This is a genomic window from Zobellia sp. B3R18 (assembly GCF_018860715.1).
Taxonomy (GTDB): Bacteria; Bacteroidota; Bacteroidia; order Flavobacteriales; family Flavobacteriaceae; genus Zobellia; species Zobellia russellii.
Map to the genome: position 1 here is coordinate 1,003,108 of NZ_JAHKQG010000011.1, position 25,429 is coordinate 1,028,536.

Genomic DNA, 25,429 nt, shown 5'->3' on the forward strand with positions numbered 1-25,429 from the left:
TCTTAAGTTTATAATTGGTACACCCACTCCTCAGGATTTAACTTGGAAGTGTTTTGATGTAAATAAAATTTCAATTTTGTTTGACCGTTAGACCGATTGGTATAAATTTCTCCGAGCTCCGTCTTTGCTTCCACTCTATCACCCTTTTTTACGTAAAGGACCGAGAGATTATAATACGTACTGATAAAATTACCATGTTTTAATTGCACAGCCTTATTACCACCCGGAATGGAAAGTATGGCAATGACCTCTCCTCTAAAAATAGCCCGTGCCTTTGCCCCTTGGTCCGTGGTAATGACCACACCGTTACTCTGATGTTTAATTCCAGGATAAATAGCATCTGCATACACCCCAAAACCTTGGCTTTTGAACCCTTTTTCAACAGGCCAAATCAATCTGCCCTTATTTGCCGTAAAGCTATTGGCTACGATAGCCGCTTCCGGAGTTAATAGGAACTTGCTTGGGTCGTTACTTTTTTTGTTGGCGTCCTTATTGGATGCCGCTATGGCCTCACGAATGAGACGCTCGATCTGACGGTCAATTTCTTTGGCCTGATTTTGCTTGTCCCTAATTTGTGCGGCAAATTTGGTTTCGCTCTTACGTATCGTTCCCAGTAGTGCCTGATGATCCTCTTTTTCTTGGGTCATTGCCCTTTTGGCTTTGAGGTTTTGGGCCACTAAACGGTCCTTTTCCTTTCGTTGCGCGCTTAGCCCCTGATTCAACTTACTAAGTTCTTCGGTCTTAACAACAATTTTCTCCCCCTGTTTACGTCTAAATTCCGTGTATTGTTTTATGTACTGTATGCGCTTAAAGGCTTGATAAAAATCATCCGATGACAGCAAAAACATTAATTTGCTCTGTTGAATTTTGCTTTGGTAGCCCTTTTGGATCATCATAGCATAATCATCCTTAAGCTCATCCAATTCCTTCCTTAAACCGGAAATGACCTTTATGTTGGCATTTATTTTTCGGTTTAGAATGTTGGACTGTTTCGTGGTCACATTAATCAGCTCTTGACGCACTTTTATTTTGTTGTCCAAGGCCTCCATCTGATCTAAGACCGTACCCTTTTTCTTCTTTTGGTCAAACAGTAAATAGTTGATTTGTTCTATCTCTTTTTGCAACTGCTCTCGCTTGGCTTCCAGCGCTTCCTGCTCTTCGTTTTGAGCAAAAACGGGGTTCCATCCCAAGAGATAGAAAAAAAAGAAAATTGCAATATAATGGGTATTACCGCGCATCGTCAGTAAGTGTAATTTCTTTAAAACCTTTTGGTATTTTATAAGGAAAATTCATAGGTTGATCAAACTCTATATTTTTGTATTCTATATCAACCGTATTGCGGTCCTCACCTTCAATAGCAGCAACGGCAATACGTTGCGGAAGAATATACTTGTCAATTTTCTGATAATCCGTATAGTTTATTTGTAACAAACGCTTCTTTAGAGGCTGAGAGAGTTGTTGCGCAGCCATCTTAAAATTCTTGGGCTCTACTTGAAACATCACCTTAAAGAGTTCCATTGCTTTTTTAGGTTTCAATTGATAATCCCCATTTACAATAGATGCATCATACTTTCCCTCCCTTAAATTAAAAAGCGCCTGGCCCATTAGCAGATTTTGTACCTGCTCAAAATCCAGTTCTGTTCCAAGAAACTTACTCAGATAGGCAAAATCTCCATCAAAATACTCGTTCTGCAATTTGTTATAAAAGGATACCCTGCCCGGCGTTATATATGCCTTTACCATGCCAAGTGGAGCACTCATCCAAATAGCCTTATCCTTTTCCATTCGCAAGCTAACTGAAACCCCTTGAGACGATTCGCCATCGGAATAATCTATTCGCATTTTCCCGCTTAGCGTATTAAAATTGGTTGTATTCGCATAATGGTTCTTAACAATAGCTTTCGCCGAAAGATTGCCATCAACCTTACCATCGGCCATAACCTTGGTAGATTTACAAGAAATAAAAAAAGAAAGTGAGACCAACGCCGTTAAACGCAGGGCCATTCGTAAGGGTAAAGCCATAATCTTTGTAAAGTTTAAAACCCGGGTTTTATCTTACGAAGATACATATTTGCCTTGACTGAATTGTTAATGGAATTATAAGCATCTGCCAGTTCTTGATAAAACTTATTGGCCAATGCAATATCACCTACAAAATAATCCAGTCCGGTTTCCAATACCTCAATAGCATCGCGTGGTTTGCCCTTTTTATTATAGGCATAACCTTGGGCATAATAAAAATAGGGTTGCGAAGGGTAACTTTCCAAAGCCTCTGCGGCAACTTGATCTAGAGATAAATAATTGTTGGTTCTGAGCATACCCTGAATACGGGCCTTGTACTGTTCAACGGAACCTGATTCCGACCTGTTTACGTTGGTAGCAGAAAAGGAACTACTGGTAATAGCCGCCTGTTGCGATTCTATTAAATCATCTACTTTTACGGATAGTTGTTGCGTAAAGCTAGATTTTGGAGTCTGTTCCAGAATAGATTTTGCTGCTTTTGCCCTTCCTTTTCTAAAATATACCAAAGCCAAATTTTCCTTGAACTTGGGTTCATCAAAAGGCAACTGCTCTTTATTGTTCTCAACGGATTTCTGCTGTTTTTGCAATATCTCTACATACGTATTGGTATACCATAAATTACCAGGTTCTGCCAATAGCGCCGTTAAAGCATATGTTTCCGCAACCGGATATTGTTTTTCCTTTAGGTACAATTGTGCCAGTTCATGGTCTACGACAGTATTATTTTCATCCAATTGTTTGCATTGGAGCATAAGGTTGATCGCCCTATCGTAATTTTCAATACCCTTTTGCTTTAGGGCATCAAAAAATTTGTCCTGAAAATCATCCGAATAGTCCTCCAGAAAAAGCTCTGCACTTTGTGTTTCATCAATATTAGGCGACTCTTGGGCATAGGTAGATAGGGCGACAAGAAAAAATCCCCCGAAGAAAGTGGATATAACCCGACTTACTCTCTTCTTACAACATCTACCTTTCATTGCTATAGAATTAACTACTTTACACCCGTACTACCAAAACCACCCTCACCTCTTGAAGTTTCGGAAAGTTCGTTAACCTCTATCCAATCCGCGCGTTCGTGTTTGGCTATAACCAGTTGGGCAATACGCTCCCCGTTTTCGATAGCAAAACTTTCATTGGACAAGTTTACCAAAATTACACCAATCTCTCCACGATAATCCGCATCTACCGTACCGGGCGCATTTAGAACCGTAATGCCCTTTTTTGCAGCAAGACCGCTTCTAGGTCTCACCTGCGCTTCGAAACCAACCGGAAGCTCTATGAACAGTCCTGTTTTAATAATAGCACGCTCCAAAGGTTGTAACGTTACCGTCTCGGTAATATTGGCCCTAAGATCCATTCCCGCAGACGCACCCGTTTCATAATGCGGAAGCTTATGTTGTGATTTATTGATAATCTTTATTTCCATAGTATTGCGTTAATTGTAAAATGTTCCATTTGATTTTGGCCAACGATTATTGGGTTAGGCCGTCTCTATTACTTCGTTAACTTTTCTGTCTAAGAAAAATCTGTTTCAACTTATCGTTTTCAAGTTTGTATACCAAACCTAGGTATAACAAAAGTAAGATACCTCCAATAATTAAGTTCCTATTGAAAACATAAAAAGACAGCACGGAAAAAAGAATGGAAACCCCTAAATAAAAAAGTATTTTTCTAAAGTTATAGGGAACGGGATACCGCGATTTACCAAGGTAATACGAAAGCACCATCATACTACCATAAGCCATAACCGTAGCAATGGCACTGGCCATATAACCAATATATGGGATGAAAAAATAATTTATACCGATAGTTATAAATGCCCCGAACACCGATATGAGTGCACCATAACGGGTTTTATCCGTTACCTTGTACCAGACCGATAGGTTGTGATAAATACCCAAAAAGAAACTGGCCAGCAAAATAATGGGCACAACGGACATGGCTTCCCAATAGGCCGGATTCTTCACAAAAAGCACCTTAAGAACATCGGCAAAGACTACCACACCCAAAAGTATAACACTACCCAAAACTACAAAGTAGTTGGTTATCTGCGCATACGCCTTTTGAGGATTCTCCGTACCCGCATGACTAAAAAAGAAAGGTTCAATTCCCATACGGAACGCTGTAGAGAACAAAGTCATAAACAAGGCAAGCTTTACACAGGCATTGTACATACCCACTTCTTTATTGGCAATATCCTGGGGTAAAAGCGCTTCCAACATTACCCTATCAAAAACTTCGTTTATGGTAAAAGCCACACCTGCAATTAAAACCGGAATAGCATATTTCATCATTTCTTTCCAGAGCTTCTTATCAAAAGTGTATTTACTAATTAAATAAGGTTTTAGCATCAATAGAAGCGTCACGGCGCTAGCTACCAGATTTGCAATGATTATGTATGAAATTTGAAAATTAGGCTTATAAAGCGTTGCTAAAAAGCTTTCCGGACTGGTCTCGGCAACTTTTGGTAGTATCAAAAGAAAAAGTAGCGTAAGACCAAAATTGATAACTACATTTAAAATCTTGACCACCGCATATCGCAAGGGCAGTTCATTGGCACGCAACCAGGCAAAGGGTATAATGACCAAGGCATCCAAAGACAGAATAAAAATAACGTACTTTATGTATTTAGGATCAATATTGAGCATACTTGCCATACCGTCCTGAAAAAGTAACGAGAACACCATAAAAAGCATGGTGGATCCCAAAATAGAAGTTAGAGAAGTAGATATTACCGTTTCCTTATCAGCGGACTTGGAGTAGAATCTAAAAAAAGCAGTTTCCATTCCGTAGGCCAGTACCACGTTGAACATTGCAAAATATGCAAAGATAACGGCTAGCTCACCATATATCTCCGGGGGCATAGCATCTGTATGCACCCTTACCAAAAAGAAAGAAATCATTCTGGGCAATACAGTGGCCAGACCGTAGATAGCCGTTTGCTTGAACAATTTTTTAAGCGGATTCAATAGTGCTGTATTTAAATCCAAAAGTACCTATTTAAAGGCATGTAGCAAAGTGAAGTTAATCTCCCGCCATCTTTCTTTTTTCTAGCGGGCCTCTTTTTCTTCCAAACTAGAATATGAAATGGGAAGGTTCTGTTGAATTCCGTTGATTTGGTAGTATTTAACCTTTTCCTTATGCACATAACTAATGACCGCTTGTGTCTCTGTTAAATCAAAAGGAAATTCCTCAGGACTTTCAACAACCGCTCCAAATTCTGCAATACCTATAATGCCCTTATCCGTTAATTCAATAGAAATAGGAGCCATTTTCCCATTATAGTAGACGTTCTTTAAGTTGGCATTATCGTTCTCCAAACTTAGCACGGAAACCACTATCTCGTAACCGCCATCTTTTGGGGATTGACTTATGGACCATTTTTGAGCGTAGGCTTCTCCTAAGCTAAAAGGTGCCGTGGTTTCTAATTTCTTGGTAGACCCACAACCCGAAAGGATAAATAAGCTTAATCCTAAAATATAGATGTATTTTTTCATGATAGTTATCTTATTGTATTTGGCAATACATACGCATAAAGCATGCTCAGGGACTATCCTAAAAAAAGAAACCCCACATTGCTGTGGGGTTTTCTATTCTATACGTATCTACAATGACTAAGTCAAAGCTGATATATTTTATTAGTTGTTCAACGCTTCCGCACCACCAACAATCTCCAAGATTTCGTTGGTAATTGCCGCTTGCCTTGCTTGGTTGTAAGACAACTTCAATTGATCTCTCAATTCGGTTGCGTTATCCGTTGCTTTATGCATTGCCGTCATACGAGCACCATGTTCACTGGCAAAAGAATCTCGGATACCTTTGTACAATTGTGTTTTTAACGACTTAGGAATCAACTGCTCAACAATTTCTATTTTTGAAGGCTCAAAAACATAATCAGTGCTCAGGTTATCTGCCCCGGCCATAGGCACGATAGGCAAGAATTGCTCCGTCATTACAATCTGTGTAGCAGCATTTTTAAATTTATTGTAAACGATGTCTATACGGTCATAATTACCTGAAGTGAATTGCTCCATTAAATCTTCGGCAATGGCAGATACATTGTCAAAAGTCAAATCATCATAAAGACTGCTATGATTTGCTATTACCTTTGAACGCTTTACCAAGAAATCATTGGCTTTTTTACCAATGGCTACAAAATCTACCTGCTTGCCAGCATACTTTTCATTAAGCAAAATAGTACATTGCTTTAAGATGTTAGAATTAAAAGCACCGGCCAAACCTCTGTTTGAAGTTATAGCAACCACCAATACCTTTTTTACTTCTCTATTATCAGCATATACACTACCAGAATCAGAATCCAAGCTAGCACTTAAACCTTGCAACAGCTCCGTAAGCTTATCGGCATAAGGTCGCATTGCAGTAATGGCATCCTGTGCTTTCTTCAACTTTGCGGCAGATACCATTTTCATGGCACTGGTAATCTGCATCGTTGATGATACCGACGATATTCTGTTTCGTATTTCCTTTAAGTTTGCCATTCTTTAAATAGTATTTAGTAGTGAGTGGGCCGCATCCAAGCTATGGTTTTACCCTTTAATGGTTACTTCCACCCAATACTCTGTACTTAGTACTAGTTTCTATATTTACCCGAAAGGTCTTTAGCTACCGTAGTCAACGTATCCGTTACTTCATCAGTAAGTTTACCGGACTTTAAGGTATCCAACACATCTCTGTGTTTTGCATTCAAGAATTCCAAATAATCTCTTTCGAACTCCTTAACCTTTTCTACAGGAACATCACGCAACAAATTCTTAGAACCTGCATAGATAATGGCTACCTGATCTTCAACCGTGTAAGGGTCGTTCTGAGCTTGCTTAAGAATCTCTACGTTACGACGTCCTTTTTCAATAACGTTCAATGTAGCAGAATCCAAATCTGAACCGAACTTCGCAAAAGCTTCCAATTCACGGAACTGAGCTTGATCCAGTTTTAATGTACCTGCAACCTTCTTCATTGATTTGATCTGAGCGTTACCACCCACACGAGATACAGAGATACCAACGTTAATTGCCGGTCTTACCCCTTGGTTGAATAAATCCTGCTCCAAGAAAATCTGTCCGTCCGTAATAGAAATTACGTTCGTAGGAATATATGCCGATACGTCACCTGCTTGTGTTTCAATAATAGGAAGTGCCGTTAGCGAACCACCACCTTTTACCATAGGCTTCAACACCTCAGGTAAATCGTTCATGTTCTTAGCAATTGCATCATCATTGATAACCTTTGCAGCACGCTCCAACAATCTAGAGTGAAGGTAGAAAACGTCACCTGGGTAAGCCTCACGTCCCGGTGGTCTTCTTAAAAGAAGTGATACCTCACGATACGCAACCGCTTGCTTTGATAAATCATCATAAATAATCAAAGCTGGACGACCTGTGTCACGGAAATACTCACCGATAGATGCACCTGCAAAAGGGGCATATACCTGCATTGGTGCAGGATCGGAAGCATTAGCAGCAACAATAGTTGTATATGCCATAGCACCTTTATCTTCTAATGTCTGCGCAATGGCAGCAACAGTAGAGGCTTTTTGGCCAATAGCAACATATATACAAAATACCGGCTCACCAGCATCATAAAATTCTTTTTGGTTCAAAATGGTATCGATACAAACGGTAGTTTTACCAGTTTGACGGTCACCAATTACAAGCTCCCTCTGGCCACGGCCAACAGGAATCATTGCATCAATTGCCTTAATACCAGATTGCATAGGCTCAGTTACCGGCTCTCTAAAGATTACACCAGGAGCTTTACGCTCTAATGGCATCTCATAAGTATCACCAGCAATAGGTCCTTTACCATCTATAGGGTTACCCAAAGTATCTACCACACGGCCAACGATACCTTCACCTACTTTGATAGAAGCAATTCGCTGGGTACGTTTTACCGTAGCACCTTCTCCAATAGATTTGGAATGTCCTAAAAGAACCACACCAACGTTATCTTCTTCAAGGTTAAGAACGATACCTTCAAGGCCGCCTTCGAATTCTACCAATTCCCCGTACTGGGCATTAGATAGACCGTAGACTCTGGCGATACCATCACCAACCTGCAGTACAGTTCCCACCTCATCCAATGTAGCGGTGGCTTCAAATCCTGATAATTGTTTCTTTAAAATTGCTGATACCTCAGCGGCTTTTACTCCTGCCATTTTTATAGATATAAGACCTAGAACTTAAGAAATACATCCTAAGCCCTTGTTATTATTATAAACTACTTGTAAACTCTCGTTTAATATTATTCAATTTGTTTGAAATGCTAGCGTCATATTGCAAATCGCCAACACGCAATACAAATCCTCCAACAATGCTTTCATCAATTTTATTCTCGATGGTAACGGCATTACCGGTTATCTGAGCTATTTGCTTAAGAACTTTCTTTTCAAGGTCTGCGCTTAACGGCACAGCGGTAGTAACGTAAGCCACTCCTTCTCCTTTCAAATCTTCATTAAGAATAATATACTTTAAAGCAACCTCGTTTAAAATAGATATTCTTTTGTTCGCAGCAAGCGTATTGATTACACCAAGGGTAATTTGATCACTGCCTTCAAAAACAGCGGCCAAAGCTTTTTTCTTGGTTTCCCCATTTACTACGGGACTGGCCAACATTGCTCTCAACTCCTTACTATCGGCAATAGTTGCCACAACCGAACGCATGTCTTTCTCAACTGCACTCGTAGCCTTGTTTTGAACTGCTAGGTCCAAGACTGCCTTTGCGTAACGTATTGCTGCTCTAGAATCGCTCATCTTTTATTTTGTTTTATTGTCCTGTTGCGCAAAAACCATTGGCACAACAAAGAGCAATATAGCTACTTAATTCAATTTAACATCACCCAACATACTTTCAACCAACTTTAATTGTTGGTCCTTGTTGGATAGTTGTTCTTTTAAAACCTTCTCTGCAATCTCTACAGAAAGTTCAGCTACCTGATTTTTAATATCGGCAACAGCAGCTTTCTTTTCGCTTTCAATAGCAGCTTGAGCTTGCTTCAACATTTTATCGCCTTCTACTTTAGCCTGCTCTTTAGAATCCGCAATCATCTTATCTTTGATTTCACGAGCTTCCTTTAACATAGCCTCACGCTCTGCACGGGCTTCTTTTAACAACTTATCATTATCAGCCTGCAAGTTCTGCATTTCTGCACGCGCTTTTTCAGCAGCCTCCAATGCACCATGAATACCTTCTTCACGTTCGTTCAAAGAAGTCAAGATCGGTTTCCATGCAAATTTCACCAATAGGAAAATCAACCCTAACAATAATATTGTCTGAACTACGAAAAGGCCTGGTGAGAAATCGTTCAATAAAGTTTCCATACTTTCTTTTTAAAATACTAAATCAATAATTAAAACATTTCCTGCAACCAACCGTTGCAGGAAAATGTCTTTGGGTTTTGTAGTTCTTATTTTCCTAAGAACAAAGCACCAAATGCCAAACCTTCTAAAAGTGCAGCAATGATAATCATCGCAGTTTGGATTTTTCCTGTTGCTTCTGGCTGACGAGCAATACCTTCCATTGCTTTTCCACCAATTTGACCAAGACCGATACCTGCACCGATTACGATTAAACCAGCTCCAATTAAGTTGTAAGTTACCATACTAATTGATTTATATAATTAAATTAAAAAACTCTCTTTTAGATAAAATCCCCTCTAACGTCTTCCGCATCTGGAATTTCATGTCCGTTTGCATCGTGCTCATGCTCATGGTCGTGCTCTGCAACAGCCATACCAATAAACAATGCCGATAACATGGTAAAAATATAAGCCTGTAAAAAGGCTACCAACACCTCAATAAGTGTAATGAAAAACGATAGCACCAACGACAAGATTGTAGCTCCCCCGACGGTAAGGCTCTCCTTAAGTGTAAACATGATCGCAATTAGACTCATTACTACAATGTGTCCTGCAGATATGTTCGCGAACAAACGTACCAACAATGAAAATGGCTTGATTACAAATGCTCCGGCCAATTCTATAATAGCAAGAACAGGTCTGATCAAAACAGGAACACCAGGCATCCACAACATGTGCATCCAGTAATCTTTGTTTCCGCTAAACGTATAGATAATTAAAGTGAAAATTGCCAAAGCAGCGGTAACGGCCAACTGACCGGTTACATTGAAACCTAACGGAGTTAAACCTAAAAGGTTCAAAATCCATATAAAGAAAAACACTGTTAAAAGGTATCCTGTAAATTTTCTATATTTTTTCTCCCCAATATTTGGCTTAGCAATTTCATCCCTAACATAAATCACCAAAGGCTCCAAAACTCTACCGAATCCTGTAGGTACTTTTTTGCTAGCATATTGTTTGGCCAATGAAGAGAATGCCCAAAGCATTAAAAGTCCAACCAATAAAATTCCGAAAACACTTTTAGTGATTGAAAAATCCAAAACCTTAGCTGCATTTTCTGCATGGTGATGTTCATCAAATTGAACCTCGGAAGCTCCCGCATTTAACTCATAAATCTTGCCGTGAAGCTTTACGAATTTGGATCCACCTTTCTCTACTATAACCTTTCCGGCATCGTCATGATGAAATTCAGAAGACATGAAAGTCACCAACCCATTGCTAGACCAAAGAATGATCGGCAATGGAAAGCCTACATGCTTACGCTCGCCATTGTCTCCCGTATATGAAAACAAATGAAAATCATGAGCATCTTTAATGTGGTGCAAAATGTATGCATTCACTTCATCTTTTGTGTCTACCGCCCCTTCATCACCTCCTTCAGAGAATGCAAAACCCTGAAGAGAAATGCATAGTGTACAAAGTAAAACTAGTGTTCTGATCATTTTTGAAACTTCCTTCATTATTTTTTATCAAAAAATTATGCTCCTGAAATTTTGCGCAAAAGTAGGTAATCTTGCCGTAATACAAAGCATTTTTATTCCATAAAATTTTGAAACTATCTGCGCTGCATAATTTTTGAAACAAAAAAGACTTCCAAGCCTAAAAAAACAAACACGGGAATTAAAAGTGAAGCCCTGTAAAATCTCGGTAAATACTGATCTCCCATAAGTTGTGGGTAGCACATAGCGGTATAAGCGGCAATTTTAAATACTAAAAGCCCAATATAAATAAAACCCAATTGAACAAAAACTTTTTCGTTTTTGGAGAGCAGTTGAAAGGCAATAATTACCGATAAAGAGAAAATAAAATGAAAGATATAGGCTTTTTTGAGCAGTGCCCTAAAGTCTAAATTAGTATCTGCCAATAAAAACTGATGTAGAAAAAAAGAAGTCGTGCCCACCAAAATGAACACGACTATATATTGTACTATTTGCTTTATCAATGTTACTTATTTAATGTCATCACTTTTTTGATGACGATATACATTGACAAAAATACGGCAAGTAAAGTAAATGTATCCTCTAGAAACGTTTTTTCAAACTTTACATCTAACCAGGCCCCCAAAAGATTGCCTAAATAGATAGTAGCACCCATTTGTATGGCAATACCCGAAAAACTGGCCGCAGTACGTATTAAATTTGAATCATTACGAGGCTTTTGCTGGCTCATTGCTCGTACTAGAACTGTTGCTTAACGATGATTTAAAGCTACTTGAAGAACTGTTCAAAGAACCACCTTTACCTTTCATGGTACAGGAAGCATTGAACGTAGCTCCGGGCTCAACCGCCAATTTGGTTACCGAAACGGTACCTTCTATTACCGCAGAAGACTTTAATGAAAGTAAATCGGACACTAAAAGTTCGCCATTAAAGCTTCCCTCAATATCAGCATTTACACATTCTACTTTGCCATGAATATAGCCATCCTTACCAATAACTACCTTACCGGTAGTTTTTACGTTACCGTCTAATTTTCCATCGATTCTAAAATCTGCTTCAGATTCTATATCACCTTTAATTTTTGTGTGCTTGGAAATTCTGTTAGGTTGTGCGCCAATTTCGTTCATAGTTCTTGGTTTTTTGTTGTCAGAAAACATTTTTTAAGGTTTTGGGGTTAAAATTTGATTTTTATAAGATTGTAGGTTTTTATGTACCTGTATTATTTTATAGTTAGTAGATAAAATTACAAAATTCTCATTCTCAATAAGGTAATCCTTGTTAAACTTTATAAGTTCGGCAAAGCCCAACGCATAATCTTTGGATTTAAAGCCGTGTACAACCACAAATTGGTCTTCTAAGGTATAGATATCTTTTGAAACCACATTCTTATAACGCAAGTCTATAATGGCATCTTCCAGAGCTTTCTTCACCCTTTTGGCAATTTCATCGTTACTTCGTCTAAACGGAAAAACCACTTTCCAGTTGCCGGTACCCGACGACCCTAGCTCAGTTGAAAATTCCTTAACGGCCAATTTTGGAAGTTGTTCCGCAACCATTTGCTCTGCCTTTTTACCTTCCGGATTATTAGGGTAGGTTAGGGCTACATAATTTAAAGCTTCTTCAAAAGGTTCGAATCCGTTTAGCCTTCCAATGGCATTGGCCTTCAACATTTCAAATTTGGGAACTATGGGGTCTCCCGTATATTTCTCTATATTTTCCTCTGCACCGGTAATGGTCTCCAAAAACTTTTGTTCTCTGTATTTGCGGTATAAAGCCGCGTACCGTGCATCTGGGCTATCTGCATCATCTTCTAGGACCGCCCTAGGGTTCAGGATAATTTCCGCATAGCGGGAATCTCCATGGTTGGTCAGAATGTTTTCTTTCATTGAAGCCAAAAGCGGACTGCCTTCTTCTTCGTAAATTTTGTAAAGGTTGTATTTAGACGGAAGAATTAATCTTTCCTCTGGTTCCGAATCCAACACATTTTCCAACTTTGCAGCTGCTAGAAGGTTCTCTTTAAATTTCTCTTTGTAAATCAGTCCCAATTGATAATTGGCAAAATTTCTTTCGTTCTTTAAACTATCTATTACCGCAACATCCGTAGGTACACGGTCTAAATAATAATCCAAGGAGAATTTTTCATCCTCACCAACTTCACCTGCAATGCTATCATTTGCGGCAAGGGCATCATCTGTAGTTTCTTGGGGCAGTGTCCTTTTTTTATTGCTCCACCTCCAATCATCTTCCAATTCCCTTTTGCCCCATCGTTGAACGAAGTCGTTCTTACCGTACCCCAAGCTTGTAAGGTTGTAAAAGTAGAATTTACCTTTATTCTCCTTACCTCCCTTGCTCTTGGCAAACTCCGCAAAACCGGAGGCTATTCTTCTTTCTTCTTTCTTGGCCGCAGCTTCTTTTGCAGCCTGTAATTTGGCTATATGATCTTCAAAATAGGCTTTACGCTCTACCAAAGGCAGATTATACAGGGTAATGATGCTATCTGTATGCTGGGCAATATCTTCATATTTAATAACATCCTCAAGGTTGTCCAATTTTTTCTTGGTAGACCTAAATTTCTTTGTATTCTCATCTAGATTAGGAATAACACTATCATAGTACGCACCAGCAAGCCTGTATTCATTCTTGTCAAAATTGTATTCTGCCAAGTTTTCATAATTCAGGGCATTCAATTTGGGCTCGTTCTGCGTAGCACGAAGCGATTTATTAAAATACACAATAGCCATACTATCATTTTCTTGCTCTAAATGATACTCGGCAACCTGACGGTAGATGATATCCAGAAAAGGACGGTTCTCTCGGTTCTCTTCCAAATCCGTCAAATATTCAAGCATTTCTTCGCTGTTTTCAGAAGTAATCTGGGTATTCCTAATCTTCTGAATTTCCGCATTGATCATATACACCCTTGGCGACCTTCTATTCAAGGCAATAACTTTATCAAAAGCATAATTGGCACTGTCCTTATGCCCAATTTGATTGTACAACTGACCAATAATGTAATAGTAGCGGCCTTTCTCCTTATTCTTCTTTGTATAGTGAGAAGCAACTTTTAAGTGCTGTACGGCCGTATCAAGTACCTTTTCATTTATATAGGCCTGTGCGATCATTGCACGTGCATCTGCATATTCCTGATCTGTAAGCTGTTCAAACTTTAGTAGGCGTTTTAGGTTTCTAATGGCCAATTCTTCATTCTCCAGGCGAATGTTCACCTTCTCTCGCCATATATGTGCCTCATTTAGTTTATCGCTATAATCGTACTTTTTAATTATGTAATTAAAGGCTTCAAGTGCCGGCATATAACGCTGATCAAAATAACGTGCCTTGCCCAAAAGAAGAAAAGCTTCATCCGTTTGCGGATTGCGCTCAATATCTTTAATATCTATACTGTGCTTCTGTATGGCTTTCGTTGCCTTTTCTTCGGCTATGATAAAATTGGGATTGTTATCTTCCGAATCTAATTTGATGTCTTCCGTGACTTCTAGACGCTCTATGGGCAGAATTTCCCAATAATCATCATGGTAGTTAAGATTAAGTTCTTCCCTTCCTTCTTCAAAAGCGATATTACCATTGTACAGTGTGTTGTACTTGGTATTGAGCGCATGCCAATTGCGATTGACGAACGCGTCTTTCTTGGTGGAACAAGCATTTGAAATGATGGCCCCCAGAATAGAAAATATGATAAGTTTATAGTGCAGCTTCAAAATTGTATATCTACGTACTTTACTTTAACTAAAAAAGAACGGTATTATTATGCAGTTGGTCGATAAAAAGTTTAGGGTTCGGGCTTTACCTGTGGAAACAAAAATATGATATTCTAAACTAGGTCTCTTTTTAGTTCTTGACAATTCTTTAATGAACCGGGTAAGAATTACTTTATCCAATTAAGAATTGCATGTTCGTTTTATAGCTTCTCTATTTTCTAAATAAAGACTATAAAATTAAAGTAACAGGTTTCATTTCTTACAGACTAAGTAGTTTGTGAACGCTCTTTTCATCGATAAACCTCTGGTATTATTGCTACTTAACAGACAAAAAACGCAAATTAGCGACATCTTCTAGCACCCGTTGTAGTGTTGAAAAACTAAAAATAGACTAGGCAGTCGGTTTTAAAAAAGAAACTAAGACACTGGAATATCTTGTTTAGGAGTATCTTTTCCGCTAAAAAACAGCTCCAATTCCTTTAAAGTGGCTTCAGAAGTTTCAATATCCTTTACAATTTCTCCCTTGTTCAGAACTACAATGCGCTCACATACTTCGGTTACGTGCATAAGGTCATGACTAGAGACCAAAACCGTAACTCCTTGTTTTGCCGCCAAGTCTTTGATAATGTTTTTCAACCGTATTTGGGTGGTAGGGTCTAGGTTCGCAAAAGGTTCATCCAAAATAACTACTTCCGGATTACCTATAAATGAAGCCACAATACCCGCTTTCTTTTGGTTCCCTTTTGAGAGGTCTCGCAAATATTTTTTCTGGTTCAAGATTTCGCCATGAAAAAAATCTTCAAAATTGGTTAGTAGTGCGTCTATATCTGCCTTGTTTTGGTTCCGTAATTCTCCAATAAAATAGAAATATTCTTCTGGCGTTAAATACCCGATTAAAAAGGTCTCATCAATAAAAGAGGATGTATTGGTCTTCCAAGCTTCACTTTGGTTTACCTGTACACCATTGTTTATAATATGCCCGGTAGTGGGCACTATTAAATCCAACAAAAGGCTAAAGAAAGTGGTCTTGCCGGCCCCATTGTTGCCAACTAGTCCAAAGCTTTGTCCTTTTGGTATTTCTAAATTGTTAATATTCAACACGGCTTTGCCAACGTACTTCTTAGTAAGGTTTTCAACTGATATCATAGTAACGGTATAAGTTTCTTATTTCATTTAAAGGTTTGCCAGTGCACATTGCACTAGCTATTCTGCTCTTTGAATCCGGCAATCATTCGGTATTTTCTTTTTCTGTAAGCTTTTGTAATCAGGTCTAAAAGTTTATTCCTAAATGCGAAACCTATCATACCCAAAATGCCTAATGTGACAAGAGCTACATTTAGTGAAAAGAAAAATGTTAATACGGCATAAACAAGCAAAGGAATCCCGAACAAAGGAATACCTACTATAAACTGGGTGGCACTGGTACCTTGCATATTACCAAGGGCACTTTTGTTCAAGTCTATACGCTTTTTGTTCATTGACCCAAAGAACAGGATTAACGGTACGTTTACCCCTAGGTTATATACGGCACAGCTAAAGTTTATGGCAAGCGCTTCCCAACCAAAATAAATATAGGGCACAGATAGTAAGAACATTACCCCAATACTAACATAAATTAAAAATGCCTTGGACTCCAAATACCTTCTAAGAGGTATGTTCTGTGACATTATCATACTAAAATATGAACTGTCCCAAGCCGGAATAAACTGCCCAAAGTTCATTAGGAAAACGCCGGTCATAAAAATACCGATAAAAACCAACATCATAGAACCCATTCCAAAATCTTCCATTCCATAAAAAAGCAATCCGTAGAAAACAAAAGCAAGTGATATAAAAACCTGTGTTTTGGTTCTTTTATTCCTCCAAATTAGCTTTAGGTCTAACTGCAAAAACGGAGCAATAGCACCAAAACGTTTTGTCCAAGATAAATCTGACGAAGTAGCTTCTACCGTGTTCTTTTTAAGGGAAGCATCAAGGAAAATACGGCTTCTTAAGTAGGAGTAATTCAAATAATACGTCAAGCCTGCAATACCCAAAGGAACTAGTGCGTACAGCGGACTTTTATAAAGGGCATAGAATACATGGCCCGCATATTCCTGAACAGGAAAAACCTGAAAATACTCCAAACCATAAAATGTTAGTAACAGAGCCCCGATAATCACCAAAGCCTTATCACTCTTGTTTACAATAAAGTTGATGAAATTAATACTCAGCACAATGCTTATCATGGCCAACAACCAGAGCAAAACGTTTAAGGGCGTATATCCATTTATGAGCAACACCACACTAAAGGGCACGAAGAAAAACAGAGAAAACAAATTATAGAAGGATACCGCAGACCTACCTAGAATATAATGCGCAATGCTGCTCTTCTTTATGGGAAGGACCAAATATGGTTTCACATCCATAACCGGAAGTTTTTGCATAAAATACCTAAGAAACAGTTCTCCAAGCATCCAATACAATAAAAATTGGCTTACCAGTATAAGCGGGTCCGTATCTGGGATCGCTCTTTCTAAAATATAGAACAATGCAGAGCCAAAAAAGGCCAGCATACCCATAAAATACAATGCAAAAAAACCCATGACTATCTTTATACCAAGACTTTTACCCATGGATGAAGACCGAAAGAAGGACTTCCATTGCAGCTTAGTAAATTTTTTAAACATAAGAATTGGATTACTATTTGGGTAAGTTAGTGTTAAAAGCAATACAGTTTGTTACAAAAATTTCAGATAAATTACATCTCCAAGGTTTTTAGAGAGAGATTTATCGCTTTTATATCTCCGTGCTATCCTATTGCGTACATAACGATCTAGAATCTAAAAGGACCGTCTAATTAAAAACGGTATTTAAGTTCCTTTTTTTATGGTTTCCGTTTCAAATGGCTGTATCAATGCTTATTTTTGCGGTCACATTTGACTAAAAAACACATAATGGTGCATTTTCACTCCTTGACCGTAAAACATATTAAGCTGCTAACACCTAGTTCTGTGGCCATCACTTTTACGATACCTAAAGACCTTATACAAACCTTTGATTTTGTTCCCGGACAGTACATTACAATTAAAATGGAACTTAAGGGAAAAGAAATTAGAAGGGCTTATTCTATCTGTTCCTCACCAAAAAGCGATTGTTTTACAATTGGTGTCAAGCGTGTGGATAAAGGCGGATTTTCAGATTATGCACATACCAAACTAAAGGCCGGAGATGTATTGGAGGTCATGCCGCCCGAAGGTAGGTTTACTTTTCAGTCTACGGGAAAGGTTAAAAATATTGCAGCTTTTGCCGCAGGTAGTGGTATTACCCCTATCATGAGTATTGCCAAAGCCGTTTTAGCAGATCATCCAAAAAGTACGTTTGTTTTGGTGTACGGAAACAAATCTCAGAAGGAAACCATGTTCTATACGGATTTGGCGAAATTGGAATTGGATTACGCAGGTAGATTCAATACCTATTTTATAAACAGCCAGACTAAAGAAGATGATTCCCTTTTTGGCCGAATTGATGTATCTACGGTTAACTATGCGCTTAAAAACAAGCATAAAGATGTAGATTTTGATGGGTACTACCTATGTGGTCCCGAAGCAATGATTCATTTGGTTTCCGATACGTTGAAGGAAAACGAGGTACCTAAGGACAAAATACATTTTGAGCTGTTCACCACTACAGAAATCTTGGATGAAATGCCAGAGCAACCAGAAGGCAAGACCCAAGTTTCCGTTTTGGTCGATGATGAGGAGTTTACGTTGACTATGGACAAAAAGGAGATTGTTCTTGATGCGGTATTAAAACAGAATATAGATGCGCCATATTCTTGCCAAGGTGGTGTTTGTAGTAGTTGTATAGCACGAGTAACCGAAGGTAAAGCAGAAATGGTAAAAAACCAGATTCTAACGGACGGTGAAATTGCCGATGGTCTTATCCTTACCTGTCAGGCTCACCCAACAACACCTACTTTAAAAATTGATTATGACGATGTTTAAAATGAACATCATTTACAAATAGAAAAAGCCTCGGTTGTACATTACAACTGGGGCTTTTTTAATAGTTCTTCCAATTTTCTAGCAGTATTCTCGTAACCTACCAAGTACGCTTTTTCCAGCCCTTTACGGTCCAACACACCTATTTTTTCCAATTCCTTGAACTCCATCAACAAATCACAAGCTTCCAATTTGCTTCTATTAATGGCGTAAATCATTAGGCCGGTTACCCTTCCCGTAAGTTGTAACGAGTTTTTCAAGGCATTTTTGTTGAGCTCCCCAACTACGGATACATTGCTGCCGATTATAAAATCTGCCTTTCCAGCAATTGGTTCTAACGGAAAGTTGTTCATAATACCACCGTCTGCATAGAGTTGCCCTTCCATTTCAACCGGACTAAAAACCGGAGGTAAAGCGGCAGAAGCCAGTAAAGGCCGTATTAATTCCCCTTTAGAGAAATACTCCAAGTCTCCTTTTTGGAGATTGGTGGCCACAACGTGTAACCCTTTTTGAAGAGCCTCAAAACTATCTTCCGGGAAATGCGCTCGGAACACATCAAAATACCTATCGGTATCTATAAACCCTGGTTTTACAATAGTTAAAAAGTTATATCTGAACAAAGGTGTTTCCCTAAAAAACGCCATCATTTCCGGTACAGAATTTCCGTTGGCATATAACGCGCCTACCAGTGCACCTACGCTACTGCCCCCAACTATTTCGGCCGATAGGCCAAATTCGTTCATAGCCTGTATAAGCCCAATATGTGCCATACCACGAACGCCTCCGCCGGAAAGCACAAGTCCAATTGATTTTGTCTGTATATCACTCATAGTAGGTTTTCTGAAAACGATACTACGAAGGTATTTATTTCAGCAGACTATCCATTAACTTTTTATGATAGCCTGAAACTACATCATAGCAGTACTTTACAGGGAATCCTCCTTTTTTATCACATAACAAGTAGGATTTAAATACCTGCTTATTGTTCTCTTTTACCGTATCGTCCGGATGAATTTCCAATCTTGCATTTAAATTTTCAGAAAGAATGTCCTCCGGGGAAATAATATAATGACTCGCCAGCACATCAAACGGATTAAAGCCGTCCGCTCCTTGGTCTACCCACTGTTGTAACCAAGCCCTAGAAGCATTGGCCAACCATTTATTGCCCTCATCACCTTTTTCCAAAGCATCCAAATCTTCCGCTTTGATCCAAACCTTGTTAGAAATTTCAAAAGGGCAGAGCGTTACGGGCACTCCATGCTCGAACATCAACCGGAAAGCATCATTATCCAAATCAAAATTAAGATCCTGGGCATGATTGCCTTTATTTCCAATTTTAAAGTAGTCCTGCGGTGTTCTACGTCCTGCAACAAGAACTACTTCCTGTATTTCACTCCTTAGTTCCGGGTGCTTTAAGAGCAATAGTCCAATATTTGTTGCGGGGCCAATAGCCATAATGGTCATAGGTTGCCTACGGAGCGCTTCTGCCAAGGCTTCTACCGCTTCATTACTGTTTATATCTTTTAAGTCTATAGCTTCCCCTGCCCCTTTATATACCGGAATATTGCCCATGGCAAACTCCGTGCTCATTTGTTGACTTAGTGGATACGAGTTTTCTATAATGGTATTTCCAAAAACCGCGCTAATACCACATATTTCAATTGTATCGGCCTTTATCAATTGCAGTACGGCATATCCGTCATCTACATCACAATAGCCCTCTCGTTTATGCCTTGTCATACCCACGGACAAATCTGTGTCTATCCACACCTTTTTCTTCATCATGCTATCCAAATTATATTTTCTGTTGTAACTATATCAATCCGCCCCAAAATTCAATTTCGCTTTGCACACCGGTCTGTGGGTCTTGGATAAAATCTTTTTTATCCTTGTACACCTTTAGAACACCGTCCTCCATAAAACCAATTTGATCGCCCATTAAAACTGCTTCTTTTAAATCATGGGTAACAAAAAGAGATGTTATATTAAACTCAGCAGTGAGCTTTTTAAACAATTCTTGCATCCGTTGGCGCGTACCTGTATCAAGGCTTCCAAAGGGTTCATCCAACAATAAAAGTGATGGGTTGGTGCTAATGGCCCGCCCAAAGGAAACCCTTTGTCTTTGTCCTCCGGAAAGCTGCGTAGGCATTTTATCCGCCTGTCCTTCAAGCTCCAAGCTATGCAGCATATGCTCCACTTTTTCATTGATTAAACCTTTCGGTATTTTTTTTAACCGTAATCCAAAAGCTATATTTTCAAAAGCATTTAGATGCGGAAATAAAAGGTCTTCCTGGTAGAGGTATACGATATTCCGTTTCTCCGGTTTGGTCTCCGTAATATCTACTCCGTTTAAAAGGATTTTACCCGAATCCGGTGTTGCAAGTCCACCTATGGTTTTTAACATTGTAGTCTTACCACAACCAGATTTTCCCAAAATACTCAAAGTCTGTTTTGCCTGAAGTGAAAAATTCAAGTCTTTGACCACCTTTTCAGCACCAAAACTTTTTACAATATGTTGAACTTCAAGAAACATTAGACCAATTTTTTAAATACATAACGCTTGTTAAAATACAACAAAACTACAGGCGGAAAAATCAATAGACAACAACTTAAGGCCCCATAATAATAGTTTGCCTCTTTAATGAACATAAACACCTTAATGGTAAGTGTTTGTACTTTACCAATGCCTATTATGGAAGTGAGACCATATTCAAACCAAGAAATAAGAAAGGTCTGAAAAAAGCAAATAAGCAATAAACCTTTAGCCAAAGGTAAGAGCACTTTGGTATAGGTCTGCCATTTGTTGCCTCCTAGAGTGGCCACTAAATCTTCGTAGCTTTTTATTTTTTCGTTCCAAAAACTACTGAAAAACAGTAGCGCATACGGAAAAGCTATAATAAACTGAGCAACTACAACCCCTGTTGTATTTCCAAATAGACCCATTTTTAGAAAGAAAAAACTAAGGCAAGCGGCAAAAACAACCGGAGCCAAAATATATGGAAAATAAGCCAATAGGGTCAATGTCTTTTTTTTAGGATGATAAAATACGGCCTTGCTGATCAAAAATCCCGAAGTAGTAGAAAAGATTGCCACCAAAAGTGAGATTAATAAAGACGATAAAAAACTCTGCAAAAGACCTGTTTCGGAACTAAAAACGGTAATCCAGTTCCTAAAGCCAACGTATGCAGGCCACACCTCAGGAAAACGCCACTCCGAAGCCAGTGATAAAAACACGAGGTATACAAAGGGGAAAAGAATTAGGAGCACCGCCAAACTCAATACAAAAGGTTTCCAATTAGCTCGCATACGCTCTTTTTCTTTTTGGCAAGAACAACGCAATTGCCGCCACGGACACAATTAATGTGTACAACACGGCAACCACATACCCTTCCGAAATTATATCCAAATCGTATTGTTTTATTTCTTGAATAATGAGTACCGATAGCATCTGCGGTGATTCTTGACCCAGAATTAACGGTACCTCATAAGCTCCCAACAAAAAGATGAAATACAGAACGATAAGTACCCAAGTCTTATTTAAAAGAATAGGCAAAAATACGCGACTAACAATCTGCTTTGCATTTGCCCCGAGCGATTGTGCTAAAATTGAAAGTTCTTCTACCCGTTCGTTTTTGTAAACATTTAAAAAGAGTAATACAAAGAATGGCATTATCATGGTGATGAAGGACAGAATGATTCCAATAGCCAATCCATCATTTACCAAGTCCGGAAATTGAGCTGCTTCTATTATCCATCCCAATTTATGGCTGATACGAGCAAAAAAACCTCCTTTTGAAAACAGTTGAAACGTAAAAAACCCGGTAACGATGCCCGGTATGGCCAGAGGTAAATAGATAATAAACGATAAAAACCGTTTCTCCAATTGCCGCCTAAACTTTAAAGTTATCCAGAGTGCGCCTCCTACGGATATGCTTACAGCTACCAATGCAATTAAGGCACTATAACCTAAAGACGTAAAAAAAGTTCCCGAAGCCAAAACGGATTCCCAGAACTGAAATGTAAATCCCTTGTTGGCCACCCCAATGATTCCAAAGCTATACAATAGGGCATAGACAAATGCCGCGGCAAATGGAACCACCCCCACCAACACGAACAAAAGTATACCTATGTTAGATTTGCTAATTTTCAATTACCTGTTTTCTAAAATCTTCGTACAGACGTATCATATATTCGGGAGCCGGTTCGGCAATGGCATTGACTTCTAACTGCTTTAGCGTAGGTCCGTACTGGCGTTTTCTAGCATCTAAAAATTTATCCTTCCATTCTACTTCAAGCTTATCTAACGACAAAACCGTATTGGAATCCATTCCGTTGGCATCCGCTTTTTTAAATTGTGCTTCAGGGGATAGCAAAAAATTAATGACCTGCATAGCTCCGGCTTTTTCAGGTGAATTGTAAAGAATACCCAAGTAATTGGAATTTCTAATGGTGCCGTTTTCCCAAGCATATCCTTTGGTTGTTTTAGGATAAAGACCGTTCAGTACTTTATCTTCTATGCCCCCTTCACTAAATCCGTATGCAATTAAAAGTTCCCCATTGGCATATAGCTGGTTCATCTTCGATTGTTCTTTTGGAAATGTACGGCCTTCCTTCCAAAAATACCGTTTGTTATTATTAATAAGCTCCCACAGTTTTTTAGAGAGCCGGTTGTACTTTGTTTCGTTAAACGGACCATCCAATGCGTTGGGTCCGCCACCTAATTCCGCCAATAGACTTTTCAAAAAGGTCATGCCCGTAAAATCATTGGAAATAGTAAAGGTACCCGGATGCTCCTTTATGAAATTTTTGAGCTCAGGAATGCTTCTTGGTGGGTTTGGCACCTTTTCATAATCGTATACGATTGCAAATTGATTGATGCTCCACGGGGCCTCCATGCCATTTACAGGCTGCTGAAAGTCCGTATTGATATACGAATCCTCAAAATCAATCAACGAAGCATTGGGAAGCTGGTCTACAAATGGGCCCCATAAACCTTCTACCTTTCTTAACTGAAAAAAAGTCTCGCCATTGATCCAAACCATGTCCACTTGACCTTCATTAATATCAGCTTGCTTTTCGCCCATAACGAGCTGTACAATTTCCGGGCCTTGACCTCCGCTAATCTCTAAATCAATGTTATATTTTTCCTTTACACTAGGAACCACATAATTATTAATATAATCGTTAATGGCGGTACTTCCCTGCCACATCATAAAGTTAACGGTCGTACCTTTTGCTTTGGCTTCTATTTCCTCCCATGGTGCATGCTTTAGCCTGTCACTGTCCTGTTTAGAATTCTCGCCACAAGAGAGTAGCAAAAAACCAAATAAAAAACCAAAAAGTATATTGTTAATCTTCTTCATTGAAACAGCTTCTAATTGTGTTTAAATCCTCTTTGTCGTTTACAATATTATAAGCTTTAGAAAAATTGGATAAGATTCCTCTTTTAATCTTTCTCCCACCATCCTTTGCTATTAATATTATCTCCACCTATACGTTCTGCCGCCACTTTGTAATTAGCGCTATTGGTAGCTTGTTCTGATTCTGGATATAAATACCGAACGGGATATTGCCTGTTGTTCAAATTATCCGGCCCTGGTTTTAAGTTGGGAATACCCGTCCTACGAACGTTAAACCATGCTTCATGCCCATTAGATATTAGACTGAACCACTTTTGTGTCAAAATCTTAGTAAGGTTATCCGTTCCATTAAGTGCAACTGGCTCTTGAGCAAGGTATCCCGAAGGGACCTCAACACCATAATATTCAAAACTAGCTCTTATACCGGCTTCATAGTAGACCTCAGCATCGCCCGTGATGTAGCCTCTTTCCACCGCTTCCGCTAATGCAAACTGAACTTCCGAGTATTGCATGAACTGGGCATCTACCCCATCCGGCACATCTCTAAAAATAGCACCGAACAAAGAAACGTCATTTAAATCAATTCCTTTTTCTGCAATGGTTTCTCGGTCTTGGCCGTTCAACAGTCCCTTAAATTCCGGGGTACCTGCATTTACACTTGCCTGCGTAGGTTTATAAAGAACATTCACCCTTGGGTCATTCCATAATGTCAAAACCGAATCTACAGTGGTGGTCATACGATGTTCTTGATACAATCCCAAAGACGACAGCGTCATAGGGTATTGGTTTGGCGCTGAACTCAGATAGGGCAGCACCGCATTGTCCGCATTGGATTGCATAAGTTTCCCGGAAGAGGCCAGTTCCTGAATTTCCAAAAAATCAGTTAACCGTTTACTTATCCGTAAAAGATATCGCAAGCGTAGGGAGTTTGCAAAACGCACCCATTTGTTAAGATCCCCATTAAAAAGTACATCGCCGTTTACTACGGCATTAGAATTTTCCAGGGTTGTAGCTGCACGCTCCAAAACGGCCAAAATGCCGGTATCTGCATCTGTATAAATACTTTCTTGGGTATCATAAGCGGGAGTGAATTGTCCGTCTAGTGCATTAACGGCTTCGGTATAGGGAACATCTCCCCACATATCCGTAAGCTGAGAGAACAAAAAGCTCTGCATTACATCTCCTATGGCATTATACGCCTCATTGGAACCCTGTAATTCCCGCATAGATTTAATATCGCTCAATAACTGAAATATCGTATTCCAGTACTCGCTGTTCGTACCCATTTCGTAACGGTCTATACGCTCAAATTCTACACTGGCCGCAAACTGCTCAATATAGTTTGCCAGACGAAATCCTTGGTAAAACGCATTTTGGTCCGCTTCTACAGAAATGACGTTGGCCAACAAAAACTGCGGATCAACAGCTTCAGGAGAATTGGGGTTTTCGTTAAGCTCTTCAAACTCATCGGTACAACTGCCCAATGCTAAGAAGAAACATGTAAAACCTAATATATATAGTTTGTTCATTGTTCTAA

26 protein-coding genes are annotated in these 25,429 nt (G+C 39.1%); 1 reads left to right on the forward strand and 25 read right to left on the reverse strand.

The features are described 5' to 3' along the window. Positions 1-8 precede the first annotated feature (8 nt). The 18 genes from KO513_RS10760 to KO513_RS10845 all read right to left on the reverse strand — a co-directional run bounded on the left by KO513_RS10760 (position 9) and on the right by KO513_RS10845 (position 17,218). Positions 9-1,238, reverse strand: coding sequence for a murein hydrolase activator EnvC family protein (locus KO513_RS10760; protein ID WP_215913380.1), 1,230 nt, complete (start codon positions 1,236-1,238; stop codon positions 9-11). Further along, complete coding sequence (locus tag KO513_RS10765; protein WP_215913381.1) at positions 1,228-2,022, reverse strand: DUF4292 domain-containing protein; 795 nt, start codon at positions 2,020-2,022, stop codon at positions 1,228-1,230. Before KO513_RS10765 ends, KO513_RS10760 begins: the two co-directional genes overlap by 11 nt. A 14-nt stretch (positions 2,023-2,036) precedes the next feature. Continuing rightward, positions 2,037-2,999, reverse strand: a complete 963-nt coding sequence (locus KO513_RS10770; protein WP_215913382.1) for a tetratricopeptide repeat protein — start codon at positions 2,997-2,999, stop codon at positions 2,037-2,039. Between the two features lie 14 nt (positions 3,000-3,013). Beyond that, positions 3,014-3,448 (reverse strand): dUTP diphosphatase, encoded by a 435-nt coding sequence (gene dut / locus KO513_RS10775; protein ID WP_215913383.1) that lies wholly within the window; start codon positions 3,446-3,448, stop codon positions 3,014-3,016. Between the two features lie 76 nt (positions 3,449-3,524). Next, positions 3,525-4,991 carry a lipopolysaccharide biosynthesis protein gene (locus tag KO513_RS10780; RefSeq protein WP_215914013.1) on the reverse strand — a complete coding sequence of 489 codons (1,467 nt, stop codon included), beginning with the start codon at positions 4,989-4,991 and terminating at the stop codon, positions 3,525-3,527. Between the two features lie 81 nt (positions 4,992-5,072). Further along, on the reverse strand, positions 5,073-5,519 hold the full coding sequence (locus KO513_RS10785; RefSeq protein ID WP_215913384.1) for a hypothetical protein: 447 nt from the start codon (positions 5,517-5,519) through the stop codon (positions 5,073-5,075). A 141-nt stretch (positions 5,520-5,660) separates the two neighbouring features. Further along, the gene (atpG, locus tag KO513_RS10790) at positions 5,661-6,521 is read right to left on the reverse strand and encodes an ATP synthase F1 subunit gamma (protein WP_215436605.1); all 861 of its coding nucleotides are present in this window, start codon (positions 6,519-6,521) and stop codon (positions 5,661-5,663) included. 92 nt (positions 6,522-6,613) lie between these two features. Then, positions 6,614-8,194, reverse strand: a complete 1,581-nt coding sequence (atpA, locus tag KO513_RS10795; RefSeq protein ID WP_215436608.1) for a F0F1 ATP synthase subunit alpha — start codon at positions 8,192-8,194, stop codon at positions 6,614-6,616. Positions 8,195-8,249: 55 nt separating this feature from the next. Continuing rightward, positions 8,250-8,789: an ATP synthase F1 subunit delta gene (atpH, locus tag KO513_RS10800; RefSeq protein ID WP_215436611.1), complete on the reverse strand. Its 540-nt coding sequence runs from the start codon at positions 8,787-8,789 to the stop codon at positions 8,250-8,252. A 66-nt stretch (positions 8,790-8,855) separates the two neighbouring features. Then, positions 8,856-9,356: a F0F1 ATP synthase subunit B gene (locus KO513_RS10805; RefSeq protein ID WP_215913385.1), complete on the reverse strand. Its 501-nt coding sequence runs from the start codon at positions 9,354-9,356 to the stop codon at positions 8,856-8,858. 86 nt (positions 9,357-9,442) lie between these two features. Next, positions 9,443-9,637 carry an ATP synthase F0 subunit C gene (gene atpE, locus KO513_RS10810; protein ID WP_036825176.1) on the reverse strand — a complete coding sequence of 65 codons (195 nt, stop codon included), beginning with the start codon at positions 9,635-9,637 and terminating at the stop codon, positions 9,443-9,445. Positions 9,638-9,675: 38 nt separating this feature from the next. Further along, positions 9,676-10,854 (reverse strand): F0F1 ATP synthase subunit A, encoded by a 1,179-nt coding sequence (atpB, locus tag KO513_RS10815; protein ID WP_215436615.1) that lies wholly within the window; start codon positions 10,852-10,854, stop codon positions 9,676-9,678. A 95-nt stretch (positions 10,855-10,949) separates the two neighbouring features. After that, positions 10,950-11,336, reverse strand: a complete 387-nt coding sequence (locus tag KO513_RS10820; RefSeq protein WP_215436618.1) for a DUF6168 family protein — start codon at positions 11,334-11,336, stop codon at positions 10,950-10,952. 2 nt (positions 11,337-11,338) lie between these two features. Beyond that, a complete protein-coding gene (locus tag KO513_RS10825; RefSeq protein WP_215913386.1) occupies positions 11,339-11,563 on the reverse strand; it encodes an AtpZ/AtpI family protein in 225 nt (74 codons plus the stop codon). Continuing rightward, positions 11,541-11,990, reverse strand: a complete 450-nt coding sequence (locus KO513_RS10830) for a bactofilin family protein (RefSeq protein WP_215436624.1) — start codon at positions 11,988-11,990, stop codon at positions 11,541-11,543. Before KO513_RS10830 ends, KO513_RS10825 begins: the two co-directional genes overlap by 23 nt. A 3-nt stretch (positions 11,991-11,993) precedes the next feature. Beyond that, complete coding sequence (porW, locus tag KO513_RS10835; RefSeq protein WP_215913387.1) at positions 11,994-14,549, reverse strand: type IX secretion system periplasmic lipoprotein PorW/SprE; 2,556 nt, start codon at positions 14,547-14,549, stop codon at positions 11,994-11,996. Positions 14,550-14,966: 417 nt separating this feature from the next. Further along, on the reverse strand, positions 14,967-15,695 hold the full coding sequence (locus KO513_RS10840; RefSeq protein WP_215913388.1) for an ABC transporter ATP-binding protein: 729 nt from the start codon (positions 15,693-15,695) through the stop codon (positions 14,967-14,969). 53 nt (positions 15,696-15,748) lie between these two features. Further along, entirely contained in the window at positions 15,749-17,218 is a 1,470-nt protein-coding gene (locus KO513_RS10845) for a DUF5687 family protein (protein WP_215913389.1), read from the reverse strand. Between the two features lie 267 nt (positions 17,219-17,485). Between KO513_RS10845 and KO513_RS10850 the strand changes: the two genes are divergently transcribed. Further along, the gene (locus KO513_RS10850; protein WP_215913390.1) at positions 17,486-18,535 is read left to right on the forward strand and encodes a ferredoxin--NADP reductase; all 1,050 of its coding nucleotides are present in this window, start codon (positions 17,486-17,488) and stop codon (positions 18,533-18,535) included. Between the two features lie 41 nt (positions 18,536-18,576). Here the strand turns inward: KO513_RS10850 and KO513_RS10855 are convergent, their stop codons facing one another. The 7 genes from KO513_RS10855 to KO513_RS10885 form a co-directional block, all read right to left on the reverse strand. After that, the gene (locus KO513_RS10855; RefSeq protein WP_215436638.1) at positions 18,577-19,362 is read right to left on the reverse strand and encodes a patatin-like phospholipase family protein; all 786 of its coding nucleotides are present in this window, start codon (positions 19,360-19,362) and stop codon (positions 18,577-18,579) included. A 34-nt stretch (positions 19,363-19,396) separates the two neighbouring features. After that, complete coding sequence (locus KO513_RS10860) at positions 19,397-20,317, reverse strand: nucleoside hydrolase (protein ID WP_252735761.1); 921 nt, start codon at positions 20,315-20,317, stop codon at positions 19,397-19,399. A gap of 28 nt (positions 20,318-20,345) precedes the next feature. Next, the gene (locus tag KO513_RS10865; RefSeq protein ID WP_215913391.1) at positions 20,346-21,065 is read right to left on the reverse strand and encodes an ABC transporter ATP-binding protein; all 720 of its coding nucleotides are present in this window, start codon (positions 21,063-21,065) and stop codon (positions 20,346-20,348) included. Next, complete coding sequence (locus KO513_RS10870; RefSeq protein WP_215913392.1) at positions 21,065-21,838, reverse strand: ABC transporter permease; 774 nt, start codon at positions 21,836-21,838, stop codon at positions 21,065-21,067. Before KO513_RS10870 ends, KO513_RS10865 begins: the two co-directional genes overlap by 1 nt. Next, positions 21,828-22,682 (reverse strand): ABC transporter permease subunit, encoded by an 855-nt coding sequence (locus KO513_RS10875; RefSeq protein ID WP_215913393.1) that lies wholly within the window; start codon positions 22,680-22,682, stop codon positions 21,828-21,830. The genes KO513_RS10870 and KO513_RS10875 overlap by 11 nt, the downstream gene beginning before the upstream one ends. Continuing rightward, a complete protein-coding gene (locus KO513_RS10880; protein ID WP_215913394.1) occupies positions 22,672-23,895 on the reverse strand; it encodes an ABC transporter substrate-binding protein in 1,224 nt (407 codons plus the stop codon). Before KO513_RS10880 ends, KO513_RS10875 begins: the two co-directional genes overlap by 11 nt. A gap of 83 nt (positions 23,896-23,978) precedes the next feature. Continuing rightward, on the reverse strand, positions 23,979-25,421 hold the full coding sequence (locus tag KO513_RS10885; protein ID WP_215913395.1) for a SusD/RagB family nutrient-binding outer membrane lipoprotein: 1,443 nt from the start codon (positions 25,419-25,421) through the stop codon (positions 23,979-23,981). Positions 25,422-25,429: the final 8 nt, after the last annotated feature.

What these genes read in the sequence shown, in the direction of transcription:
- KO513_RS10765 (WP_215913381.1), bottom strand. Translation starts at nt 2,022, where the DNA reads ATGGCTTTACCCTTACGAATGGCCCTGCGTTTAACGGCGTTGGTCTCA.
- KO513_RS10880 (WP_215913394.1), bottom strand. Translation starts at nt 23,895, where the DNA reads ATGAAGAAGATTAACAATATACTTTTTGGTTTTTTATTTGGTTTTTTG.
- KO513_RS10885 (WP_215913395.1), bottom strand. Translation starts at nt 25,421, where the DNA reads ATGAACAAACTATATATATTAGGTTTTACATGTTTCTTCTTAGCATTG.
- KO513_RS10785 (WP_215913384.1), bottom strand. Translation starts at nt 5,519, where the DNA reads ATGAAAAAATACATCTATATTTTAGGATTAAGCTTATTTATCCTTTCG.
- KO513_RS10855 (WP_215436638.1), bottom strand. Translation starts at nt 19,362, where the DNA reads ATGAGTGATATACAGACAAAATCAATTGGACTTGTGCTTTCCGGCGGA.
- KO513_RS10870 (WP_215913392.1), bottom strand. Translation starts at nt 21,838, where the DNA reads ATGCGAGCTAATTGGAAACCTTTTGTATTGAGTTTGGCGGTGCTCCTA.
- atpG (WP_215436605.1), bottom strand. Translation starts at nt 6,521, where the DNA reads ATGGCAAACTTAAAGGAAATACGAAACAGAATATCGTCGGTATCATCA.
- KO513_RS10850 (WP_215913390.1), top strand. Translation starts at nt 17,486, where the DNA reads ATGGTGCATTTTCACTCCTTGACCGTAAAACATATTAAGCTGCTAACA.
- KO513_RS10845 (WP_215913389.1), bottom strand. Translation starts at nt 17,218, where the DNA reads ATGTTTAAAAAATTTACTAAGCTGCAATGGAAGTCCTTCTTTCGGTCT.
- atpB (WP_215436615.1), bottom strand. Translation starts at nt 10,854, where the DNA reads ATGAAGGAAGTTTCAAAAATGATCAGAACACTAGTTTTACTTTGTACA.
- atpA (WP_215436608.1), bottom strand. Translation starts at nt 8,194, where the DNA reads ATGGCAGGAGTAAAAGCCGCTGAGGTATCAGCAATTTTAAAGAAACAA.
- KO513_RS10805 (WP_215913385.1), bottom strand. Translation starts at nt 9,356, where the DNA reads ATGGAAACTTTATTGAACGATTTCTCACCAGGCCTTTTCGTAGTTCAG.
- atpE (WP_036825176.1), bottom strand. Translation starts at nt 9,637, where the DNA reads ATGGTAACTTACAACTTAATTGGAGCTGGTTTAATCGTAATCGGTGCA.
- KO513_RS10830 (WP_215436624.1), bottom strand. Translation starts at nt 11,990, where the DNA reads ATGTTTTCTGACAACAAAAAACCAAGAACTATGAACGAAATTGGCGCA.
- atpH (WP_215436611.1), bottom strand. Translation starts at nt 8,789, where the DNA reads ATGAGCGATTCTAGAGCAGCAATACGTTACGCAAAGGCAGTCTTGGAC.
- KO513_RS10860 (WP_252735761.1), bottom strand. Translation starts at nt 20,317, where the DNA reads ATGATGAAGAAAAAGGTGTGGATAGACACAGATTTGTCCGTGGGTATG.
- KO513_RS10760 (WP_215913380.1), bottom strand. Translation starts at nt 1,238, where the DNA reads ATGCGCGGTAATACCCATTATATTGCAATTTTCTTTTTTTTCTATCTC.
- KO513_RS10840 (WP_215913388.1), bottom strand. Translation starts at nt 15,695, where the DNA reads ATGATATCAGTTGAAAACCTTACTAAGAAGTACGTTGGCAAAGCCGTG.
- KO513_RS10825 (WP_215913386.1), bottom strand. Translation starts at nt 11,563, where the DNA reads ATGAGCCAGCAAAAGCCTCGTAATGATTCAAATTTAATACGTACTGCG.
- KO513_RS10865 (WP_215913391.1), bottom strand. Translation starts at nt 21,065, where the DNA reads ATGTTTCTTGAAGTTCAACATATTGTAAAAAGTTTTGGTGCTGAAAAG.
- KO513_RS10770 (WP_215913382.1), bottom strand. Translation starts at nt 2,999, where the DNA reads ATGAAAGGTAGATGTTGTAAGAAGAGAGTAAGTCGGGTTATATCCACT.
- dut (WP_215913383.1), bottom strand. Translation starts at nt 3,448, where the DNA reads ATGGAAATAAAGATTATCAATAAATCACAACATAAGCTTCCGCATTAT.